A 20,363-nucleotide genomic window follows, 5' to 3' on the forward strand; every position below is an offset into this window, starting at 1 on the left:
GGACGGCCGTGACGGTCAGGCCTCCGAGTCGTCGCCGGAACCGTCGAACACGCCGGAGACGACGAACCGGGCGCCGTCGTCGTAGTCGGTGTCGACCGCGACCGACCAGCCGTGGGCCTCGACGACCGTCTCGACGATGGCGAGGCCGAAGCCGGTGCCGTCCGCGTCGGTCGTGTGGCCGTACTCGAAGACCTCGTCGACGGCGTCGGGCGGGACGCCGGTCCCGTCGTCGGCGACGGCGAACCCGTCCGCCGTGAGCTCGACCGTGACCGTCAGGTCGCCGTCGCCGGCGTCGTCGGGCGGACCGTGCTCGACCGCGTTGCGGAAGAGGTTCTCGAAGGCCTGCCGGAGGCGGTCGGGGTCGGCCGCGAGGGTGCGCGTCCCCGGGACCGACAGCGTCGCCCCGTCGCTGTCGACGGTCGCCCACGCGTCGCGGGCGACGGTCGCCAGGTCGACCGTCTGGGTCTCCTCGATGTCCCGGCCCTGTCGGGCCAGCGTCAGCACGTCGCCGACGATCTCTTCTATCCGTGCGTGGGCGGTGTCGACCTTCTCGACGTGGGGTGCGAGCGCCTCGTCGACCTCCTCGTCGAGGTCGTCGAGCTTCCGCTCGATCAGCTGGAGGTGGCCGCTCGCGACGTTCAGCGGGTTGCGCAGGTCGTGGCTGACGGTGCTGGCGAACTGGTCGAGGCGCTCGTTCTGGCGTTCGAGCGCGGCCCGGGAGCGCTCGGCGCGCTCGCGGGCCGCCTCGGACTCGCGGATCTGGGCCCGCAGCGCCTCGCGCATGCCGTCGAACGCGACGAACAGCCGCCCGATCTCGTCCTCGCGGGTCGTCGAGAGGTCCACGTCCAGGTCGCCGTCCTCCATGGCCTCCGCCCGCCGGCGCAGCCGGATCAGCGGGACGACCGTCCCGCGGCCGAGGACGAACCCGACGACCGCCAGCGTCGTCACCGAGGCCGCGACGAGGACGACCACGTTCCGTCCGACGGTCTCGCTGGCCTGGTAGAGCTGTGACTTGGGCGCCTCCGTGGCGACGACCCACGGGGTCGCCCGGACCGGCGCGAACGCCACCACGTCCGAGGCCCGCTCGCGGGTCGCCGGCTCGCCGGCGACGGCCCGCTCGAACGCGGCGGTCTCCGCCAGCGCGCTCGGCCCGCTCCGCCGGGAAGCGAAGACGTTCCGCCCCTCGGGGTCGAGCAGCTGCGTCCGCACGATCGACCGCGACCGGTGGAGCTGCTCGAAGTCGCTCCGCACGTCCCCGACGACGACGAGCACGCCCTCGCCGACGCGGACCCGCCCCGCGAAGGCCATCAGCAGCCGGCCGTTGGACTCGTAGGCCCGGTCGGAGACGCCGACGCGCCACTCGTCGCCCGACCCGTTGCGCGCCGTCGCGATCGGCCCCGCCCACTCGGGGCGACTGGTGTCGACCTCGCTCCCCTCCAGATCGGCGACCGTGCTGGCGGCGATCCGCCCGTCGGCGTCGACGTAGTGGATCCCCGCCACGTCCGCGCTCGCCTGCGCGGCCGACGCCGACAGCGCCTCGTCGATCCGCTCGGGGTCGCCCGTCGCGTAGGCGTCCGTCCCGGCGAACCCGCGGACCTGCGCCTGCATCCCCGACATCCACTCGCTGACGGAGTCGGCCTGCAGCGCCGCCGTCGACTGGAGCGTGTTCTCCGCGTCGTCCTCGATGATCCCCCGGATCTGGACGTAACTCCCGACGCCGACGGCCGTGATCACCAGGATGACCACCGCCATCGCGACCGCGAACTTCAGCGCGTAGCTGCGCCGGACCGGCCCCGGGACCAGCCGCCCGCCGACGCGCCGGACCGCGCTCGTCCGACCGTCCGCTCCGGCCTCGCTCCCGTCCGATCCCGGCGTGTTCCGTCCGTCCATCGTCGTCGCTCCCGTCGTACTCCCCGACGCGCTGCCTTGAGCGTTGTCCCCCGATTCTCACCGTTTGATCGGCAGCGCTTTGTGTATCGACTGGCCATTCAGTCAGATATGCCGGGGGACGACTCGACGCGCGCGGCGATCATGGACGCCACGTTCCGCGCGCTCGCGAAACACGGGTACGCGGACCTGACGGTGCAGGCCATCGCCGACGAGTTCGAGAAGAGCAAGTCGCTCATCCACTACCACTACGACTCGAAGGCGGATCTGATGGTCGCCTTCCTCTCGCACCTGCTCGACGAGTTCATCGACGAGGTCGAGGGCGGCGAGCCGGGCGACCCCCGCGAGCGGCTCCTGCGGATGGCCGAGATCGTCGTCCTGGGGCTGGGCGACGAGGAGGCGACCCGCGACTTCCACACCGCCCTGCTCGGGATGCGCGCCCAGGCGCCCTTCGAGCCGGCCCTGCAGGAGCAGCTGGTCGAGAACGACCGGCTCATCCGCGGCGTCGTCGCCGACATCGTCCGCGAGGGGATCGAGGCCGGCCAGTTCCGCGACGTGGACCCCGAGCGCTACGCCGCCCTCTTCCGCTCGACTATCGAGGGCGCCCAGTCCCACGACGTGATCCTCGGCGACGCGGCCCCGACCGACGAGGCGTTCGCGGGGGTCGAGGAGTACCTGATCGACGACCTGCTCGTCGCCGACGGGGAAGCGGCGGTCGGCGAGGGAGCCGACGACGGCGGGGAGGCGTGACCGCGTGACGGAGGAACCGGACGGTTCGCCGGACGCACCGGACGACACGGGAGACGCTTCGACGGGCGACTCGCCGTCCGGTCCGGCCCGCGACACCGACTACGACCTCACCGAGGGGTCGCTGCTGGGCCCGCTCGTGGCGCTGTCGGCGCCGATCGTCTTCACGCAGCTGCTGCAGGTCGTCTACAACCTCGTCGACACCTTCTGGGTCGGGCGGCTCGGCGGCGACGCCGTCAGCGCCCTCTCCTTCTCCTGGCCGCCCGTGTTCGTGCTCATCTCGCTGGGCGGCGGGCTCACGCTGGCCGGGAGCGTCCTCGTCGCCCAGCACAAGGGCGCCGGCAACCTCCGGCGGGTCAACGAGGTGGCGGGCCAGACGCTGGCGTTCGTCACGCTGTTCTCGCTCGCGCTGGGGGCCGCCGGCTACCTGCTGGCGCCCGCGTTCCTCCGCCTGATCGGCGCCGAGCCCGGGACCACGGTGTTCGCCTACTCGCTGGAGTACATGCGGGTGATCTTCCTCGGCGTCTGGTTCATGTTCGGCTTCTTCGTCTTCCAGTCGCTGCTGCGCGGGTGGGGCGACACCCGCACGCCGATGTACCTGATGGCCGTCAGCGTCGCCGTCAACGTCGTCCTCGACCCCGTGTTCATCTTCGGGTTCGTCGACAACCCCCTGTTCGGGATGGTCGGCGCCCGCGGGCTCGAAGCCGATCTGCTCGCCGCGACGGGCTTCCGCGGCCACGGCGTCGAGGGCGCGGCGATGGCGACGGTCCTCTCGCGGGCGCTCGCGACGGTGCCCGGCGTCGCGCTCCTCTTTTCCGGGCGGCTCGGCCTGTCCCTCTCGCTCGCGGACCTGCGGCTGGAGCGGGCGACGGTCCGGAAGATTATCGAGATCGGCTACCCCGCGAGCATCGAGCAGAGCTCGGGGGCCCTGTCCTACACCGCGATGACGGCCATCGTCGCCGTCATCGGCTCGACGGCCGTCGCCGCGTTCGGGATCACCGCCCGGCTGACCTCGTTCGTCTTCCTCCCCGCGGTCGGGCTGGGGATGGGCGTCGAGACGGCGGTCGGCCAGAACCTCGGCGCCAGGCGGGCCGACCGCGCCCGCAAGGCGGTCGTCCTGGCCGTCGGGATGCTCGTGGCCGTCTACGTCGTCGTCAGCGCCGCCGGGGTCTACTGGGCGCGGGACATCGTCGGCGTCTTCATCTCGGGCGACGAGGCCGGCCGGATCGTCGACATCGGCCAGACCTACATGGTGATCGTCGCGCCCACCTTCGCGTTCATGGGCACCTTCCACGTCATCAAGGGCTGTTTCAACGGCGCCGGTAACACCCGTGCGGCGATGATCATGTCGGTCACCTCCGTCTGGGGTCTGCAGGTCGTCCCCGCATGGGTCCTCGTGACGAACTTCGACATGGGCACGACCGGCGCCTGGTGGGCCATCGCCATCATGCACGTCGGGAGCGCGTGCATTGTCGGCGCGTGGTTCCTCCGGGGGACCTGGACCGACAACGTCGTCGAGGAGGACGAGTCGACGGCGACGCCCGCCGACTGACACTCGGCCGGCGCTGTCCTCCCGCGCTACCGACGCGGTCCGAGCAGACGGTTCCGCGACCGCCAGCCATTTATTTGATTGAGTACTCAATCAGGAACATGACCGACGACGCCGCGGACGGCGGCGACGGACCGTCGACGGAAGCGGAGATCCGCTGGGCGGCGTTCGACGTGCTGGTCGAGCGCGGCTTCGACGAGTTCACGACCCAGGCGGTGGCGGACGAGGCGGACGTGAGCCAGTCGCTCGTCCACTACTACTACGAGACCAAGGAGGACCTCGTCTTCTCGATGTTCACCAACGGGCTGGATCATCTCACCGACGAGGTCCGCGAGCGGGCCGACAGCGACGACCCCCGCGAGCGGCTGCTGGAGCTGGCCCGGTACATGCTCAGGACGCCGGACGACGAGGAGTTCGAGGAGGCCGTCGAGTTCTCCCGGATGCTCCTGGAGATCGAGGCCCAGGCGCCCTACGACGAGCGGCTGCGCGAGGCCGTCGAGTACGACTCCGAGTTCCTGGAGGGGTTCGTCGCCGACACCGTCCGCGAGGGGATCGAGGCCGGGCAGTTCCGCGCGGTCGACCCCGAGCCGTTCGCGGTCACCTTCGTCGCGGCCATCCGCTCGGGTCAAAATCGCCGCGCCATCTTCGCCGACGACGAGCGCGTCGAACCGGTCCTCGACGGCGTGGAGGCGCTGGTCGACGACTACCTCGGGGAGGGCGGCGCGTGAGCCGGCCGCCCCGCTCGACCGCGGTCCGTCGCTCCCCGCGTGCCGTCGGCACCCAGGGCGCCAGCGGCATCCGGAATGTCACCGCCTCCCACACCACCGGTAGCGATATGCGTCGACCGCCGGCACCGGACTGTAGCCCGCAGCAGCGCGCCGCCGTCCCCCGAGGTGACCCCCCGTGAGCGACGAGCCAGAGTACGAGGCCCCCGAGCACGTCGGCAACCCGCTGGTCCACCTGGTCCGCCGGTACGCCAGTCCCTACGCCGGCCGCTACGTCGTCGCCATCGTCGGGACGGCGCTGGCGCAGATCCCCCAGCGCGTCCCGGCGCTGGTCGTCGGGGTCGCGCTCGACGCCATCCTCCTGTCGAGCGCCTCGTACTCGCTCCCGCTCGTTCCCGACGGCGTGATCCCGACGACCACGGAGGGGCAGGTCGCGTTCACCATCGGCCTGCTCGCGGCGGCGTTCGCACTCGACGGCGCGCTGAGCTGGCTCGCCGGCCGCGTCGCCGGCACCGCCCGCCTGCGCACCCTGCACGACATCCGCGCTGACACCTTCGACGCCCTGGTGGGCCGGGAGATGGACTTCTTCGACAGGCGCCAGACCGGCGACGTGATGAGCGTCCTCAACAACGACGTGAGCAACCTCAACGGCTTCGGCGACAACGCCGTCCAGGGGCTGCGCTTCGTCACCCAGATCGCCGTCGCCTTCGCGTTCATGGCGATGCTGCACGTCCGCCTCGCGGCGCTGTTGCTCGTGCTCCCGGTCGGGCTCGCGCTGCTCGGCCGCTGGTACACCACCCGCGTCGAGCCCGTCTACGAGGAGGTCCGCGAGAGCGTCGGGCGGATCAACGCCCGCCTCGAGGACAGCATCGACGGCATCGCGACGGTCAAGAGCTTCGCTCGCGAGGATCGCGAGCGCGACGCGGTCGCCGACGCCTCCCGCGAGTACCGCGACCGCAACTGGTCGGTCATCCGCCTGCGGCTCATCTTCAACTACAGCAGCTGGTCGGTGTCGTCGTACTCGTTCGTCGCTCTCTTCGCCGTCGGCGCCTACATCAACCTCAACGGCGCGCCCCCGGTGCTGGGCCACTCGCTGACCGCCGGGACGCTGCTGACCTTCCTGCTGTACAGCAAGTCCTTCTACGGGCCGATCCGCCAGCTGATGCTCGACGTGCTCGACAGCTACGAGAACGCGCTGGCCTCCAGCAAGCGGATCGTCGCTGTCCTCGAAACCGACCGCGAGGCCAACGAGACCGGCGACGAACTCGACGTGCGGGAGGGTCGCATCGAGTACGACGACGTGTCCTTCTCCTACGCGAGCAGCGACGAGCAGCAGCTGACCGACGTGAGCTTCACCGCCGAACCCGGTTCGCTGGTCGGCATCGTCGGCCCGACCGGCGCCGGCAAGTCGACGATCACGAAGCTCCTGTTCCGCTTCTACGAGGCCGACGAGGGGACCGTCAGCGTCGACGGGCAGGACGTGACCGACGTGTCCCCGCGCAGCCTGCGCGAGCACCTCGGCTACGTCAGCCAGGACCCGTTCCTGTTCTACGGGACGATCCGACAGAACATCGGCTACGGCGTCGACGACCCCGACGACGTGGAGATCGAACACGCGGCGAAACTCGCGGGCGCCCACGGGTTCGTCAGTGATCTGGACGACGGCTACGACACCCAGGTCGGCGAGCGCGGCGAGAGCCTCTCGGGCGGCCAGCGCCAGCGGGTCGCCATCGCCCGCGCCCTGCTGCGCGAACCGGAGGTCCTCGTCCTCGACGAGGCGACCAGCCACGTCGACAACGAGACAGAGCGGCAGATCCAGGAGAGCATCGACGCGCTGGCCGGCGAGCGGACGACGCTCGCTATCGCACACCGGCTCTCGACGGTGCGCAACGCCGACACCATCGTCGTCGTCGACGACGGCCGCGTCGTCGAGCAGGGCACCCACGAGGAACTCGTGGAGCGGGACGGCCTCTACGCGGACCTCTGGCGCGTGCAGGTGGGCGAGACCGACGCCGTCTCGGAGGCGTTCCTGCAACGGGCGCGGGCGGAGGACCGGCCCTCCGAGCGCATCGAATCGGCGGTCGACCGGGAGGTGTCGCGATGAGCGACACCGAGGACGGCGAGACCGACGCCGAAGCGTCCCCGGACGCGACGGGGGTCGACGAGGGAGACGCGGGCCGCGAGCGCGGCCGCATCGCGGCGGCCGCCGAGGACGAGCGCTGGCCGCTCCTGTCGCTAGTCCGGGACGGCGGCCGGGGGAACCTCCGGTGGATCGGCGCCGGCGCCGCCTCGTCGGTGGCCGCGCAGTTCATCTCGAACCTCGACATGTTCATCGTGGGCCTGGCCTTCGACGCGATGTTCAACGACCGCGCGTACGCTCTGCCGCTCGTGCCGTCGGGGTGGATCCCCGCCGACCCGACCGGGATGCTCGCCTTCACCGTCGCGCTGCTGGTCGGCCTGAAGCTCGTCGACATGACCTTCGGCATCTTCGCCGAGTACGCCCTGTTCCTGTTCGCCCAGCGGACGCTGCACCGCATCAGGGTGGACGCCTACGACCGCGTCCAGCGGCTGGACATGGGATTCTTCGACACCCAGCAGACCGGCGAGGTGATGAGCGTCCTCAACAACGACGTGAACTCACTGGAGCGGTTCCTCGAAGTCGGCCCCAACCTCGGCGTCGTCGCCGTCGCGATGTTCGCCAGCTCGGTCGTCTACATGGCCCTGCTCAACTGGCGGCTGGCGCTCATCTCGCTGGCGGCCGCGCCGCTGCTTTTGGCCGCCAACGTCTGGTTCGGCGCCCGCCACGAGGCGCGCAACGACGACGTGCGCGAGGAGACGGGGATCCTCAACGCCCTGCTGGAGACGAACATCAGCGGTATCCAGACGGTCAAGGCGTTCGGCGGCGAGGACTACGAGACCGAGCGGGTGACCGACCAGTCGGCCACCCACCGGACCGCCAACTGGCGGGCCCACATGGTCGGGGTCGGCCACCAGCCCGCGCTCCGGCTGATCGCCGGCGCCGCGTTCGTCGCCACGCTGTTCGTCGGCACCGAGTGGGCCATCGGGGGTCGCTTCTGGCTGTTCCCCGGCACCATCACCGCCGGCGAACTCGTCCCGTTCATGTACTACACCCAGCAGCTCGTCATGCCCGTCCGATTCCTCGCCTGGGTGACCGGCCTCTACAAGGGCGCGACCTCCTCCGCGAAGCGCATCCTCGGCGTCCAGCGCATCGAACCGCCCCGCGAAGAGGGACGGACGGAACTCGACGACCCCGAGGGCCGCGTCGAGTACGACGACGTGTCCTTCGCCTACCCCGGCACCGACGAGCGCGTCCTCCGCGACATCGACCTCGACGTGGCGCCGGGGGAGACGGTCGGGCTCGTCGGCGAGACCGGCGCCGGCAAGTCCACCCTGCTCAAGCTCCTGCAGGCGTACTACGACCCCGGCGAGGGCGCGGTCCGCGTCGACGGCACGGACACCCGCGATATCACGCGCGAGAGCCTCCGCACCGCGATCGGCTACGTCGCCCAGGACCCGTTCCTGTTCACCGGCACGATCCGCGAGAACATCGCCTACGCCGTCGACGACGCCGCCGACGCCGAGGTCGAGGCGGCCGCCCGCGAGGCCGGCGCCCACGAGTTCATCGCGGACCTCGACGGGGGGTACGACGCCGAGGTGGGCGAGCGAGGCGTCATGCTCTCGGGCGGCCAGCGCCAGCGCATCGCCATCGCCCGCGTCCTGCTGGCGGACCCGCCGATGCTCGTCTTCGACGAGGCGACCAGCCACGTCGACAACCGGACCGAGGTGCTCATCCAGCGCTCGCTCGACGCCGTGACCGAAGACCGCACCACCTTCGTCGTCGCCCACCGCCTCTCGACGGTCCGGGACGCCGACCGCATCGTCGTCATGGACGACGGCGAAATCGTCGAACAGGGCAGCCACGACGAACTGCTCGACCTGGACGGGAAGTACGCCGACCTCTGGAAGGTCCAGGTGGGCGCCGTCGGGACGTGACCGAGCGACGTGGGACCTCCGGAACCGGCGCGCGCCGGAGCGCGCTCTCGTGCGCGCGACGGAACCGCGCGAGGGATTCGCGACTCGCGGGTCGCGAATCGGCTGGGGAGGCTCGTGGCCCGTTGCGGTGCTGTGCGGTTGCGGTGCCGAGCGGGGCGGTTGCCGTCCGGTGCGGTGCCGTTGCGGTCCCTGGCGGACTGAAAGGGCGAGGCGCGCTCGCGCTCGTATAGTCGCCTGAGCGGGCCACTATCCGAAGCGGCCCCTGGGCCGCGAGGATATCCCGCTCAGCGACCGCGAGCGGGCCGAGGGCTTTCAGCACTTGCTGTCGACTGCGGTCGAATCGACAACTAGCGAGCCGAGGGCTTTCAGTGCTCGCCGTCGACTGCGGCCGCTCCCACCCGAGTTCACGAGGTAACAGAATCACCCGCTCGGCTGGAATTCGGACCGGATACCGCCGCTCTCAGCCGGTGACTCGCTCGCGCAGCCGCCGGTCGACGAGCGCGGCGTCGTCCACTCGCTCCAGCCGCGACAGGGGGAACGAGTAGCGGCGCGGGTCGTCGCGGCGGGCGAGGTCGCCGAGATACACCGCCTCGACGACGAGGTCGTCGTCGGGATAGCCGGCGTTGGTGGCGTAGTCGGCGACGGTCTCGCCGACGCCCTCGATGACGACCTCGTCGGCCCGGGCCGGCGTGACGCGGGCGACGACGAGCCGGTCGTCGGCCTCCCGGTCCCGCACGACATCGCCGGGTTCGAGCCGGCAGGCCGCACAGAGATCGGGCGGGCCCTCGTCCTCGGGGACGAACGTTTCGATACCGCACGCGTCGCACCGGGCCGCGCGCTTGCCGGGTGCGGGCACGCGACGGGTGGTGATCTCGATGCCGACGCGGCGGAGGTGTTTGCAGCGCTCGCCGCGGAGCTGGTGGTCGGGGCAGGTACAGGTGCCCGCGGGCAGATCGACGACGTAGGTCGCGCCGCTCTCGCTGTCGACGGCGTAGCGGCCGCCGCCCAGCGGGCGGACGGCCATGCGCTCGGTCCAGGCGCGCGCGGCCCGCTCGTCGAGCCGGCGAACGTCCGGTGCGAGTGCGGTCTTCCGGACCTGGGTAGGGGTACGTGTTTCGGACATAGGCGGTCGGACGCTGGTTATTCTCGCGACTGCGTCCACTCGAAACGTAGGTCCCGAACGCACCTAAGTCCGTCGCGGGTGTGCGCGCGAAACAGCGGAGCCGGCCCCAAGATGCCCGTTCGGCCGGCCGTCGCGCGCTCGACCGTCGGCCGTGTGCCGTCCGAGCGGGTCGCGGCTCTCCGGACCGGCGGACCGCGGCGGGCGAGCGGACGCTTCGAAGCGCTTTTGCCCGGGCCGGGGAAAGCCACGGCCATGGAAATCGACCGGAAGTTCGCCGTCGAACTCGGGATCTCGGCGGCCTCGGTCGTCTTGTTCATCGGTGCGGCCTACGTCGTCAGTTCCAGCTACGCCGACCCCGGCAACGCGACGGGCAACGGCACGACTGCGCCGGTCCTCCAGCCTGACGGCGGGCTCGTGATGGTCGGCGTCGTCGGCCTGTTCGTCCTCGTCATGGCCGTCGCCGGCCTCGTCCTCTACCGCGCTGACTTCGACGAGGAGTAACGCCCCACCCCGCCGGAGCGGCGCTCACCCCCGCCGCGCTCACTCCTCCCCGCGCTCGTCGTCAGGCCTCCGCGTCCTCGGCGTCTCCTTCCTCGCGGTCCTCGCGCCAGTCGGTCAGGTCGTCCTCGTCCTCCTCGTCCAGCCGGTGTTCGTAGTAGTTCAGCGGGTGGGACTCGTCGATCACGTCCGTACAGATGTCGTCCTTGCCGGTGCAGTCGCCGTAGGACTGCATGGTCGCGCAGGCGGGCGGCGAGTAGTCGGTCGGGCTGGTCGCCCCGCGGATGTGGTCGACCTGGTAGCGGGTGGCCTCCTCGCCGAAGCCGGGGTTGACCTGGAAGATGTCGACGATCTCGTCGGTCGTCATCCCGATGCTGGTGAGAAAGGAAGCGATGGCAAAGCGGGAGTGGTGTTCGAGGTGTTCGCCCTTCTGGACCTGGTCGAGGAGGTGTTTCATGCAGGGCGGGAACAGCTCGGGGACGACGGTGTCGATGTCGCGGGTGAGGTCCAGCTCCGAGAGGCGCTCGCGGAGCTCCTCGGCCTCGTCGGTCAGTTCGTCGGCGATGGGGTCGGGCACCGAGAGGGGGAGGCCCTCGGCGACGCGGCCGCGGACGGCCTGCCGGCAGAGCGCGAGCAGTTCCTCGCCGTCGACGAGCACCTCGCCGTCGGCCAGCGCCCGGTTGACCAGCCGCCACTCGTCGCCCCGCTGGTCGGCGGCCAGATCGAGGTAGGTCCCGACCTCGACCCGGAACTCGCGGGAGCTCCCGTCGCTGACGACGGCCGACCCGTCGCCGACCGGGCCGTCGACCGCCCGGACGCTGCCGGACAGGTCGAACTCCGCGAGCAACTCGGGGAGCGTGAGCCGCGGGTTGCTGGCGGCCTTGAACTCGGTGGTGTCGGCGAAGTCGGCGGTGAACCGCTCGAAGGCGGTGGCGGCCTCCGCCTGAGCGTACTTGCGCGTGAGGACGTGCTCGTCGACCAGCGAGACGAGGACGCGCGCGACCGGGTAGGAGAGCAGTTCGGTCCGGTCGACGTCGTGAGCGTCGCCGACGGTGCCGTCCTCCAGTGCCCAGGCCACGCGTTCGACCCCCCGTTCGACGACGGCGTCGTCGTCGGCGACGACGGCCGCCAGGTCGACGCCGGCCTCGCCGACTGCCTCGCGCGACTCCGCCCGCCAGGGGTACCGGGCGTGGGTGGGCTCGATTCGCATCGAGCGCCCGTTGTCCCTACCGTCGAATAAAGCCGACGGTCAGCGGTCCGGTGTCGCCACTGGCCGGCGGTCGCGCTCGGCCGGCGGTTGCCGCTCGCGTCGCTCCGGAGTCTGCGGAACGGTGACAGGAAACCGGCCGGGGCGTCTACTCCTCGTGGAGCGCGCGCAGTTCCTCGGCGACGGCCTCGCTGTTGGCGGCCTCGCCCCGGACGGCGCGCTTGTAGCGCTGGTACTCGCTCCGGGTGACGTGGATCTCCTCGGTCTCGCCCTGGCGGGTGACTTCCAGGCGGACGGTCCCCTGGGGGTTGTTGCGGAGCTTGAACGAGGCGACGGCCGAGAGGACGAACCACAGCGCGACGGAGCCGCCGACGAAGTACAGCATGGCGGTCGGGAAGGCCATCGAGTCGCTGGCCTCGACCCACTGCTGGGGGTAGACGTGCCAGTACATGGCGACGCCGGCGACGCTCAGCGCCGCGCCCGCGAGCGCGCCGAGTCGTTCGCGGCGGCTGGCGGGCAGGACGGCGACGACGCCGAGGAACATCGCCGGGATCCCCAGGCCGGCGAGGACGCCCGCGACGCGGCGGGCGTCGGTCGTGCTCGTCGCGTCGAAGACGGCGGCCAGCCCCGTCGTCAACACGAGGATGGCGGCGACGACGGCGAGCGCGCCGGCGACGAACAGGCCGCCGCCCGCCGAGACGCGCCGCGGGTCCCGCCCGGTCCACTCCCCGCGGTCGTATGCCTCCGAGAGACTGGGCATGCCCGCGTCTACTCGGCCGTTCTACAAAACTACCCGTCAGACGCGCGCATGACGGCTGTCGGCGGCGGTGTCCCGTCGCTCGTGGCGACCGGTCGAGCGCTCGGCGGCCCGTAGGCGATCCGAACCGGTTCGGATCGAGGTGAGAGGGACCACCACGGGTTAGAAAACGGTTTAGGGGCCAAGCGACGACTCGGAGGTATGAGTCACCAGGAACCACGAGCCCGCGACGACGGGGGCGAGCGGTCCGACGGACCGGTCGACAAGCCCGACGACCTGCCGAGCAGCGAGGTCACCGAGGGCGTCGAGAAGGCGCCCCACCGCGCGATGTTCCGCGCGATGGGCTACGACGACGAGGACCTGTCCTCCCCGATGGTCGGCGTCGCCAACCCCGCGGCGGACATCACTCCCTGTAACGTCCACCTCGACGACCTGGCCGACGCCGCCTACGAGGGCATCGACGACTCGGGCGGCATGCCCATCGAGTTCGGGACGATCACCATCTCCGACGCCATCTCGATGGGTACGGAGGGCATGAAGGCCTCCCTGATCTCCCGGGAGGTCATCGCCGACTCCGTCGAACTCGTCAGCTTCGGCGAGCGCATGGACGGGCTGGTCACCATCGGCGGCTGCGACAAGAACATGCCCGGCATGATGATGGCGGCCATCCGGACGGACCTGCCGAGCGTCTTCCTCTACGGCGGGTCGATCATGCCCGGCGAGCACGACGGCCGCGAGATCACCATCCAGAACGTCTTCGAGGGCGTCGGCGCCGTCGCCGAGGGCGAGATGTCCGAGGACGAGCTCTACGAGATGGAACAGCAGGCCTGCCCCGGCGCGGGCTCCTGTGGCGGGATGTTCACCGCCAACACGATGGCCTCCATCTCCGAGGCGATCGGCTTCGCGCCGCTGGGCAGCGCCAGTCCCCCGGCCGAGGACGAGGCCCGCTACGACGAGGCCCGCCGCGCCGGCGAGCTGATCACCGAGGTCGTCGAGGCCCGGCGCACGCCCTCCGACTTCCTCACGCGGGAGTCGTTCGAGAACGCCATCGCCCTGCAGGTCGCGGTCGGCGGCTCCACCAACGCCGTCCTGCACCTGCTGGCGATGGCCGCCGAGGCCGGCGTCGACCTGGACATCGAGGACTTCAACGAGATCAGCAAGCGCACGCCGAAGATCGCCGACCTGCAGCCCGGCGGCGAGAAGGTGATGAACGACCTCCACGAGGTCGGCGGCGTCCCGGTCGTCCTCAACGCCCTCTACGAGGCGGACCTGCTGCACGGCGACGCGCTGACCGTCACGGGCGAGACGATGGCCGAGGCGCTCGAAGCGTACGACCCGCCGGCCATCGAGGACGTCGACGCCGACTACCTCTACACGGTCGACGAGCCGAAAAACGAGCAGGGCGCCATCCGCATCCTGACGGGCAACCTCGCGCCCGAGGGCGCGGTCATCAAGATCTCCGGCGAGGAGTACCGCCGCCACGAGGGGCCCGTCCGGATCTTCGACGAGGAGAGCGAGGCGATGAAGTACGTCCAGGAGGGCCGCGTCGAGAGCGGCGACGTGATCGGCATCCGCAACGAGGGGCCCCGCGGCGGCCCCGGGATGCGCGAGATGCTCGGCGTCACGAGCGCGGTGGCCGGCCAGGGCCACGCCGACGACGTGGCGCTGTTCACGGACGGCCGCTTCTCCGGCGCGACGCGGGGTTTCTCGATCGGCCACGTCGCCCCCGAGGCCTACGTCGGCGGTCCCATCGCCGCGCTGGAGGACGGCGACACGATCACCATCGACATCGACGAGCTCGAACTCTCCGTGGACCTGTCCGACGAGGAGATCGAGGCACGGCTGGCGGACCACGACCCCGAGCCGAACTACGAGTCGGGCGTCCTCGCCAAGTACCACCGGGACTTCGGGTCGGCGGCCAACGGCGCGGTCACCAACCCCGGCGCCAAGTGGGAGTAGCGTCGACCCCCGATCGAGTCCGTCCCCGCGGCGGCTCCTCGTGCCGGACCCGTGAACCCGCCCGCGTCGTCTAGCTCGTATATCAAATCACAATTTCATAGATGTCCGTGGAGACGGTCTGTCGACGGCTATCTTCCGGTTTCGAGGGCACCGACGGTTAATTTCACTACTGATAGTCGGCAACACAAGGCATATGCGAGAGGGGGACCTACAGACGTGTATTGCTGGTCACAGGTCCGGCCGGCCGGCGTCGTCAATCGGGTATCGATCCATGAGAGACGAAGAGCAGGGAAACGGGGGCGAGAACACCGACGCGGTCAGCGACGGGTCCGACGCGGTCGTCTTCGACCACTACGACTGGAGCGGCGACGACTCGCCGAGCATCGCCGTCGCCGAGGCGGTCGCGGCGGTCACGAACCGGAGCGTGACGACGCTCCCGCCGGTCCAGGAGGTCGTCGACGCGGACGCCCTGGACATGCTCGTCCGCTCGGGCGACCCGCTGGGAGTCAGGGTCTCGATCGACTACGCGGGGACGGACGTGACCGTCACGGGCGACGGCCGGATCCGGGTCAAACCCCGGGAGTGAGCCGCCGCCCGGAGCGGGTCACAGTGGTTCGGGGAGGGAGCACACGGCTTTAGCCGTGCGAGGGCTCCGACTCCCGGCAGGCTTCGAGCAGCTGTCTGGCGTGGCGCACGTGGAAGTCCTTCTCGTCGGGGTCGTCGGTCTCCAGCGCCCGCTCGAGGTGGACGTCTATCCGCTCGACGGAGTCGGGGTCGAGCGTCCCCAGCGGCGGCCCCTCCGAGGCTCCCGAACCGCCCTTCGTGTGTCCCGTCATTGGTCCGTGGTACCTGATAACTCACCCACACCCGATTTATAGGTTCCGGTATTGACACGTGCGCGAAGCGGACAGTTCGGTTCGTCGACGGGCGGTCAGAGCCGCTCGGCGACGGCGGGGGCGGCGCTGACGGCGCTGACCGACCGCTCTATCGTGTCGGTGCCGAAGATCGCGGTCGTGCCGGCGCGTTCGAGTTTCGTCCGGGCGTCGGCGGCGAGCATCGGGTGGACGCAGGTGACGAACACGCGGGCGGCGCCGCGGTCGGCGAGCACGCCGATGGCCTCGCTCATCGTCGACCCCGTCGCAACGATGTCGTCGACCAGCACCACGTCGCGGTCGGCGACGGCGGCGTCGCTGGGCTCGACCGTCACGTCGCCGGTGTCGTAGTCCCGCTCCTTCTCGAAGTAGTCGGTCGCGCCGCGGCCGTAGGCGTCGCGGGCCGTCGCCGCCAGGTCGATAGCGCCCTCGTCGGGCGAGAGGAAGAGGGGGTCGGTCAGGTCGGCGGGCAGCGGGTCGGCCAGGCGGCCGGCGGCGTCGACCGGCTCGGCGGGGACGGTGAAGAAGTCACAGACCGCCCGCTCGTGGGGGTTGACCGTGAGCACGCGGTCGGTCCCCGTCGAGACGGCGCGGGCGACGGCGCGGGCCGAGACCGGCTCGCCCGCCGAGAAGGCCCGGTCCTGGCGGGCGTAGCCCATGTAGGGGAGGACGGTGGTCACCTCGCTCGCGCCGGCCTCGCGGACGGCGTCCTGGAGCTGGAGCAACTCGACGTGGGCGTCGCCGGAGACGGTCGACGCGACGACGACGGCCTCCTCGGCCGCGAAGTCGGTCAGGGTCGCCTGGAGTTCGCCGTCGGGGAAGCTATCGTACTCGACGGCGGCCAGGTCCCGACCCGTCGCGTCGGCCAGCGCCGCCGCGAACGCCTGTGACGTGGACCCGCTGACGATCATGTGCGGGGGGTCGCGTTCGCCGGTAAACACCGTTTCGGTTGCAGGAGCGCCGCGCTCGCGACCGGCGACCGGACGGGGCCGACGGGCGCGCCGACGGCCCGCCAGAATCGAGCCTGAGAACTGGTACGACACCGTCAAGGGGGACACCTCGAAAGGGTCGACGATGCCCGCGACGACGGAGGCCTCCGAGGACGGCGCGAGGGACGACCGCGGGGACGGCCCGGCGGGCCCTTCACCGACGCGGCGGGCGGTCCTCGCCGGTGCGGCGGGACTGGCGACGGTCGCCGCCGGCAGGTCGGCCGCCGCGCCCGGCGAGCGGACGGGCGACGCGCCCGGAGCGGGAACAGACGCCGCGACCGGCCCGGACCGCGCCGCGGGGCTGACGGTCGCCACCTGGAACTGCTATCTCGGCGTCGACCTCTTCCGGCTGTTCGACGCGGACTCGCTGGCCGAGGCGCGCTCGACCGCCGGCGACCTCCTCGCCGCGGCGCGGCGCCACCCCTACGCGGCGCGGGCCGACCGGATCGCCGAGCGGCTGCTCGCGGCGGACGCCGACGTGGTCGCGCTCCAGGAGGCGGCGCTCGTGCGGACGCGGCCGCTGTTCGACGACGGGGACGCCGAGCCGGTCGTGGACCTGCTCGACCTCGTGACCGCGGCGCTGGCCGAGCGGGGCGGCGCCTACGACGTGGCGGCCACCGCCGTCACGACCGACGTGTCCGTCCCGGCCGAGGCGGACGGCGAGTGGCTGGACGTACGCCTGACCGACCGCGTCGCGCTGCTCGTCCGCGAGGGCGTGGACGTGCGCGACACCCGCTCGGGCCGCTACGACGCGCGGGCCCGGTACCCGGTCGCCGGCGACGACCTGACGGTGACGCTCCGGCGGGGGTACTGCCTGGCCGACCTCGCGGTCGACGGGGCGACCCTGACGGCCTGCTCGACCCACCTCGAATCCTCGAAGGCGGAGGTCCGCCGCCGGCAGGCCGCGGAGCTCGTCGACGTGCTCCCCGACGAGGGCACCGTCGTCGTCGGCGCGGACCTCAACAGCGGGCCGGGAGACGACGCCCACGAGGCGGTGACCGCGTCGCTGACCGACGCGGCGGCCGCCGTCGGGACGGCGCCGGACGACACCTGCTGTCAGCCGGCGGACCTGCGCAACGAGCGCTCGCGCCTGGGCAGCCGGGTGGACCACGTGCTCGCCCGCGGGCCCGAGCCGACCGCGGTCGACCGGCTCGGCGCCGACCCCGCCGACCGCGTCGCGGCGACGGTCGACGGCGAGGACGTGACCGTCTGGCCCTCCGACCACGCCGGCGTCGCCGCGACGTACCCGATCCCGGCGTCGACACCGACACCGACTCCCACGCCGACACCGACTCCCACGCTGACACCGACCCCCACACCGACATCGACGCCGTCGACGGGCACACGGCGACCGGCGCTGACCGGATCGACCGCGGACCCGACCGACTCGTCGGCGAACGCGCCGTCGGACGCACGGACACAGGCCGCCGAGACGACGGGCGGGACGGGACCCGGGTTCGGTCTCCTCGCGGCGGTCGGGGCGCTCGTCGGCGGCGCGCTCGCGCGCGGCGGAACTGACAGCCGATATTGTATTCCAACACGAAGGATGAAGTGAACGGGCGGGATAGCCGGACGCTGTGAGCCGCTATCGAGGGGGGAGTGGGTCGCGTGAAACCCGTCGCGGGGACGGCCCGCCGAACGGGGGGAGCGGGTCGCCGGCGGTTCGACCGCTCTGCAGTCGTTTGCTCCTCGCGCTCGCCGTCCTCATCGTCGTCGCGTCGGCGGTACCCGCTCTCGCGCCCGCGGGGGCTGCCGGTGTGTCGGCCGCCGGTCCGGAACCCACCGCAACGCCGAACCACACGTCACAGCCGCGGGATTCGAACGTCACAGTCGTCCTCAGTCCGGGCTCGTCGCTGGTGACGGCCGACGCCTGGTACGTCGCTCGCTCGGAGGCCGAGGCGCGCCGGTACGACGAGGGGACAGCGAACCTGACGTGGTTCGAGACGGACGAGCGCATCCACCGGGCGTTCGCGGACCGCGACGAGGGTCTCGTCGTGGTATCCAACGAGACGACATCCTCGGAGCGGACCTTCGAGTCCGGGTCGGTGGTCCACGTGACCATGCGGTTCCACTGGGTCTTCGACCCGGACCCGGGGAGCGAGACGCCGACCTCGTGGCCCACGAACCCGTTCGTCGGGAACGGGTCGATCGTGCTCGGGCCGACGGTGAGCGAACACCTCGCCAACGGAACGGTCGTCGAGGTACGGGTCCCCGCGACGGACTGGACCGCCGAGCGCTCGACGGTCGACTCCTACACCGACGGCAACCACGGCCAGACGCGTGTCTACCGGTGGACGGTCGGGGAGACCGACACCGAGCCCCGCGTCGTGTTCAACGAGAGCGTCCGCGAGACGGAGACCGCGGCCGCCGAAGACGGGGCGCTCGGGCCGGCCGGGGGCGCGCTGCTCGCGCTGGTGGCGGTCGTATCGGCGGCGCTGCTGGTGCGGGGCGGTCGCGACTGACGACGCGCGGGGCCGGGGCCGCTCAGACCACCGCGAGCGCGGCCACGTCGGGGAGGCCGATCGACCGCGAGCGCCAGCCGCCGGCGCCGTCGGCGGTCGTCTCCGGGTCGGCCTCGACGAGGAAGGTCCCGGCCTCGGTGACGGCGTAGACGCACTCGCCGTAGTCGACGCCGACGACCGGCTCGTCGACCGGGAGGTCCACGCCCGTCCACGCCTCGCCGTCGCGCTCGAACAGTTCGTCGGCCGTCGCGGCGTGGGCGTGGTCTCCGCTCCCGGCGACGACTCGGAACGATCCCTCGCGCTCGCGGAGCCAGCCGTTGCCCAGCCGGTAGAGGCCGTCGTCGCTCGCCGCCAGCGGGACGCCCTCGACCGTCGCCACGTCGCGTGCGGCGTCGAGCCCCGCGTTCGCCAGGCCGTCGCCGTCGACGCGGTGGACGCCGTCGGCCGCGGCGACGAAGCCGTCCGCGATCGCCCGCACGTCGCCGACCGTCCCGAGGTCGGTCCACTCGCCGTCGCGGTAGCGGGCGACCCGCCCCGACTCGCCGGCGGCGAGCACGTCGTCCTCGCGGTCGGTCCCGACGGCGACGGCCGGACCGAACCCGAGCGACTCGAACTCCTCGGGGCCGACGAGGACGGCCTCGTCGGTGGCGGCGACGACCGCGCCGTCGGCCGTCGCCACGTCGCGGGCGGCCGTCCGGTGGGCGAGGCCGAACCGGCCCACCTGGTCGCCGGAGACCCGCACGGTTGCCACGCCCTGGCCCGTCGCGAGGTAGGCGACCGTCTCCTCGCGGCGGTCGCCGTACATCCGCTTCTCCTCGATGGCGCTCATACGGGGAGTGGGCGCCCCGGGCGTGAAAACCTGCCGCCGCATCCGTTCGGCGGCGGGCGGTCCGCTGGACCCGCCGGCGCCGCCGACATCGAACACGACGGCGCCCCGGGACCAACACTTTACTCGCTCGCCGCCGTTGTCGGGACAAGCGATCCCCCTCTCATGGCGACACACGACATCACGCTGACGGTGAACGGGACGACCGAGGAGGCGACCGTCGAGTCGCGGACGCTGCTGGTCCACACCCTGCGGGACGAACTGGGATACACCGCCCCGAACGTCGGCTGCGAGAGCGGCAAGTGCGGCGCCTGCACCGTCGAGGTCGACGGCGACGCCGTCAAGTCCTGTACGGTGCTGGCGGTCCAGGCCGACGGGAGCGAGGTGACGACCGCGGCCGGGCTCGCAGACGAGGGGCTCGACCCCGTCCAGCGGGCGTTCCACGACGAACACGGCCTGCAGTGCGGCTACTGCACGCCCGGGATGCTCGCGACGACCCACCAGCTGCTCGACGAGAATCCCGACCCCTCCCGAGCGGAGATCCGCAAGGCGCTGAAAGGGAACATCTGCCGCTGCACGGGCTACGGGAACGTCGTCGACGCCGTCGAGACGGCCGCCGGGCGGCTGCGCGAGGCCGACGACGAGAGCGGGGACGGACCGAGCGACGGGTCCGCCGACGGGTCGTCCGCGTCGGGCGCCGGACCGGACGGGCGGGCCGCTCCGCCCGAACCGGGGGCGGAGGACTGAG

18 protein-coding genes are annotated in these 20,363 nt (G+C 71.8%); 11 read left to right on the forward strand and 7 right to left on the reverse strand.

The window, feature by feature from the left end; translation table 11 throughout:
- Positions 1–15: 15 nt before the first annotated feature.
- A complete protein-coding gene (locus tag E3328_RS16585) occupies positions 16–1,890 on the reverse strand; it encodes a sensor histidine kinase (RefSeq protein WP_135365764.1) in 1,875 nt (624 codons plus the stop codon).
- Positions 1,891–1,998: 108 nt separating this feature from the next.
- Between E3328_RS16585 and E3328_RS16590 the strand changes: the two genes are divergently transcribed.
- The 5 genes from E3328_RS16590 to E3328_RS16610 all read left to right on the forward strand — a co-directional run bounded on the left by E3328_RS16590 (position 1,999) and on the right by E3328_RS16610 (position 8,922).
- Complete coding sequence (locus E3328_RS16590; protein WP_135365765.1) at positions 1,999–2,637, forward strand: TetR/AcrR family transcriptional regulator; 639 nt, start codon at positions 1,999–2,001, stop codon at positions 2,635–2,637.
- Between the two features lie 121 nt (positions 2,638–2,758).
- On the forward strand, positions 2,759–4,186 hold the full coding sequence (locus E3328_RS16595) for an MATE family efflux transporter (RefSeq protein ID WP_135366434.1): 1,428 nt from the start codon (positions 2,759–2,761) through the stop codon (positions 4,184–4,186).
- A gap of 98 nt (positions 4,187–4,284) precedes the next feature.
- The gene (locus E3328_RS16600; RefSeq protein WP_135365766.1) at positions 4,285–4,911 is read left to right on the forward strand and encodes a TetR/AcrR family transcriptional regulator; all 627 of its coding nucleotides are present in this window, start codon (positions 4,285–4,287) and stop codon (positions 4,909–4,911) included.
- 175 nt (positions 4,912–5,086) lie between these two features.
- Complete coding sequence (locus E3328_RS16605) at positions 5,087–7,012, forward strand: ABC transporter ATP-binding protein (protein ID WP_135365767.1); 1,926 nt, start codon at positions 5,087–5,089, stop codon at positions 7,010–7,012.
- Entirely contained in the window at positions 7,009–8,922 is a 1,914-nt protein-coding gene (locus E3328_RS16610; RefSeq protein WP_135365768.1) for an ABC transporter ATP-binding protein, read from the forward strand. The genes E3328_RS16605 and E3328_RS16610 overlap by 4 nt, the downstream gene beginning before the upstream one ends.
- Positions 8,923–9,382: 460 nt before the next feature.
- On the opposite strand, the gene E3328_RS16615 is transcribed toward E3328_RS16610, so the two are convergent.
- The gene (locus tag E3328_RS16615) at positions 9,383–10,045 is read right to left on the reverse strand and encodes an SWIM zinc finger family protein (protein ID WP_135365769.1); all 663 of its coding nucleotides are present in this window, start codon (positions 10,043–10,045) and stop codon (positions 9,383–9,385) included.
- Positions 10,046–10,297: 252 nt separating this feature from the next.
- Here E3328_RS16615 and E3328_RS16620 point away from each other — a divergent pair, with 252 nt between their 5' ends.
- Entirely contained in the window at positions 10,298–10,546 is a 249-nt protein-coding gene (locus E3328_RS16620) for a DUF7472 family protein (protein WP_135365770.1), read from the forward strand.
- A 61-nt stretch (positions 10,547–10,607) separates the two neighbouring features.
- Here the strand turns inward: E3328_RS16620 and priL are convergent, their stop codons facing one another.
- A complete protein-coding gene (gene priL, locus E3328_RS16625) occupies positions 10,608–11,747 on the reverse strand; it encodes a DNA primase regulatory subunit PriL (protein WP_135366435.1) in 1,140 nt (379 codons plus the stop codon).
- 151 nt (positions 11,748–11,898) lie between these two features.
- The gene (locus E3328_RS16630; protein ID WP_135365771.1) at positions 11,899–12,510 is read right to left on the reverse strand and encodes a cell division protein CdpA domain-containing protein; all 612 of its coding nucleotides are present in this window, start codon (positions 12,508–12,510) and stop codon (positions 11,899–11,901) included.
- A gap of 198 nt (positions 12,511–12,708) precedes the next feature.
- Here E3328_RS16630 and ilvD point away from each other — a divergent pair, with 198 nt between their 5' ends.
- Together ilvD and E3328_RS16640 are read left to right on the forward strand one after the other, a co-directional pair.
- Positions 12,709–14,466 (forward strand): dihydroxy-acid dehydratase, encoded by a 1,758-nt coding sequence (gene ilvD, locus E3328_RS16635; RefSeq protein WP_135365772.1) that lies wholly within the window; start codon positions 12,709–12,711, stop codon positions 14,464–14,466.
- A gap of 271 nt (positions 14,467–14,737) precedes the next feature.
- Positions 14,738–15,052: a HalOD1 output domain-containing protein gene (locus tag E3328_RS16640; protein WP_135365773.1), complete on the forward strand. Its 315-nt coding sequence runs from the start codon at positions 14,738–14,740 to the stop codon at positions 15,050–15,052.
- A gap of 49 nt (positions 15,053–15,101) precedes the next feature.
- On the opposite strand, the gene E3328_RS16645 is transcribed toward E3328_RS16640, so the two are convergent.
- Together E3328_RS16645 and prs are read right to left on the reverse strand one after the other, a co-directional pair.
- Positions 15,102–15,302 (reverse strand): hypothetical protein, encoded by a 201-nt coding sequence (locus tag E3328_RS16645; RefSeq protein ID WP_135365774.1) that lies wholly within the window; start codon positions 15,300–15,302, stop codon positions 15,102–15,104.
- Between the two features lie 95 nt (positions 15,303–15,397).
- On the reverse strand, positions 15,398–16,249 hold the full coding sequence (gene prs, locus E3328_RS16650; protein ID WP_135365775.1) for a ribose-phosphate diphosphokinase: 852 nt from the start codon (positions 16,247–16,249) through the stop codon (positions 15,398–15,400).
- A 163-nt stretch (positions 16,250–16,412) separates the two neighbouring features.
- Between prs and E3328_RS16655 the strand changes: the two genes are divergently transcribed.
- Positions 16,413–17,882, forward strand: a complete 1,470-nt coding sequence (locus tag E3328_RS16655) for an endonuclease/exonuclease/phosphatase family protein (RefSeq protein ID WP_167837442.1) — start codon at positions 16,413–16,415, stop codon at positions 17,880–17,882.
- A 301-nt stretch (positions 17,883–18,183) separates the two neighbouring features.
- Complete coding sequence (locus E3328_RS16660; RefSeq protein WP_135365777.1) at positions 18,184–18,789, forward strand: hypothetical protein; 606 nt, start codon at positions 18,184–18,186, stop codon at positions 18,787–18,789.
- Between the two features lie 22 nt (positions 18,790–18,811).
- Here the strand turns inward: E3328_RS16660 and E3328_RS16665 are convergent, their stop codons facing one another.
- On the reverse strand, positions 18,812–19,618 hold the full coding sequence (locus tag E3328_RS16665) for an HVO_0234 family beta-propeller protein (protein ID WP_135365778.1): 807 nt from the start codon (positions 19,616–19,618) through the stop codon (positions 18,812–18,814).
- A gap of 162 nt (positions 19,619–19,780) precedes the next feature.
- On the opposite strand from E3328_RS16665, the gene E3328_RS16670 reads away from it, so the two are divergent.
- The gene (locus E3328_RS16670; RefSeq protein ID WP_135365779.1) at positions 19,781–20,362 is read left to right on the forward strand and encodes a (2Fe-2S)-binding protein; all 582 of its coding nucleotides are present in this window, start codon (positions 19,781–19,783) and stop codon (positions 20,360–20,362) included.
- The last annotated feature ends 1 nt before the right edge of the window (position 20,363 follow it).

Source organism: Halosimplex halophilum (assembly GCF_004698125.1).
Taxonomy (GTDB): Archaea; Halobacteriota; Halobacteria; order Halobacteriales; family Haloarculaceae; genus Halosimplex; species Halosimplex halophilum.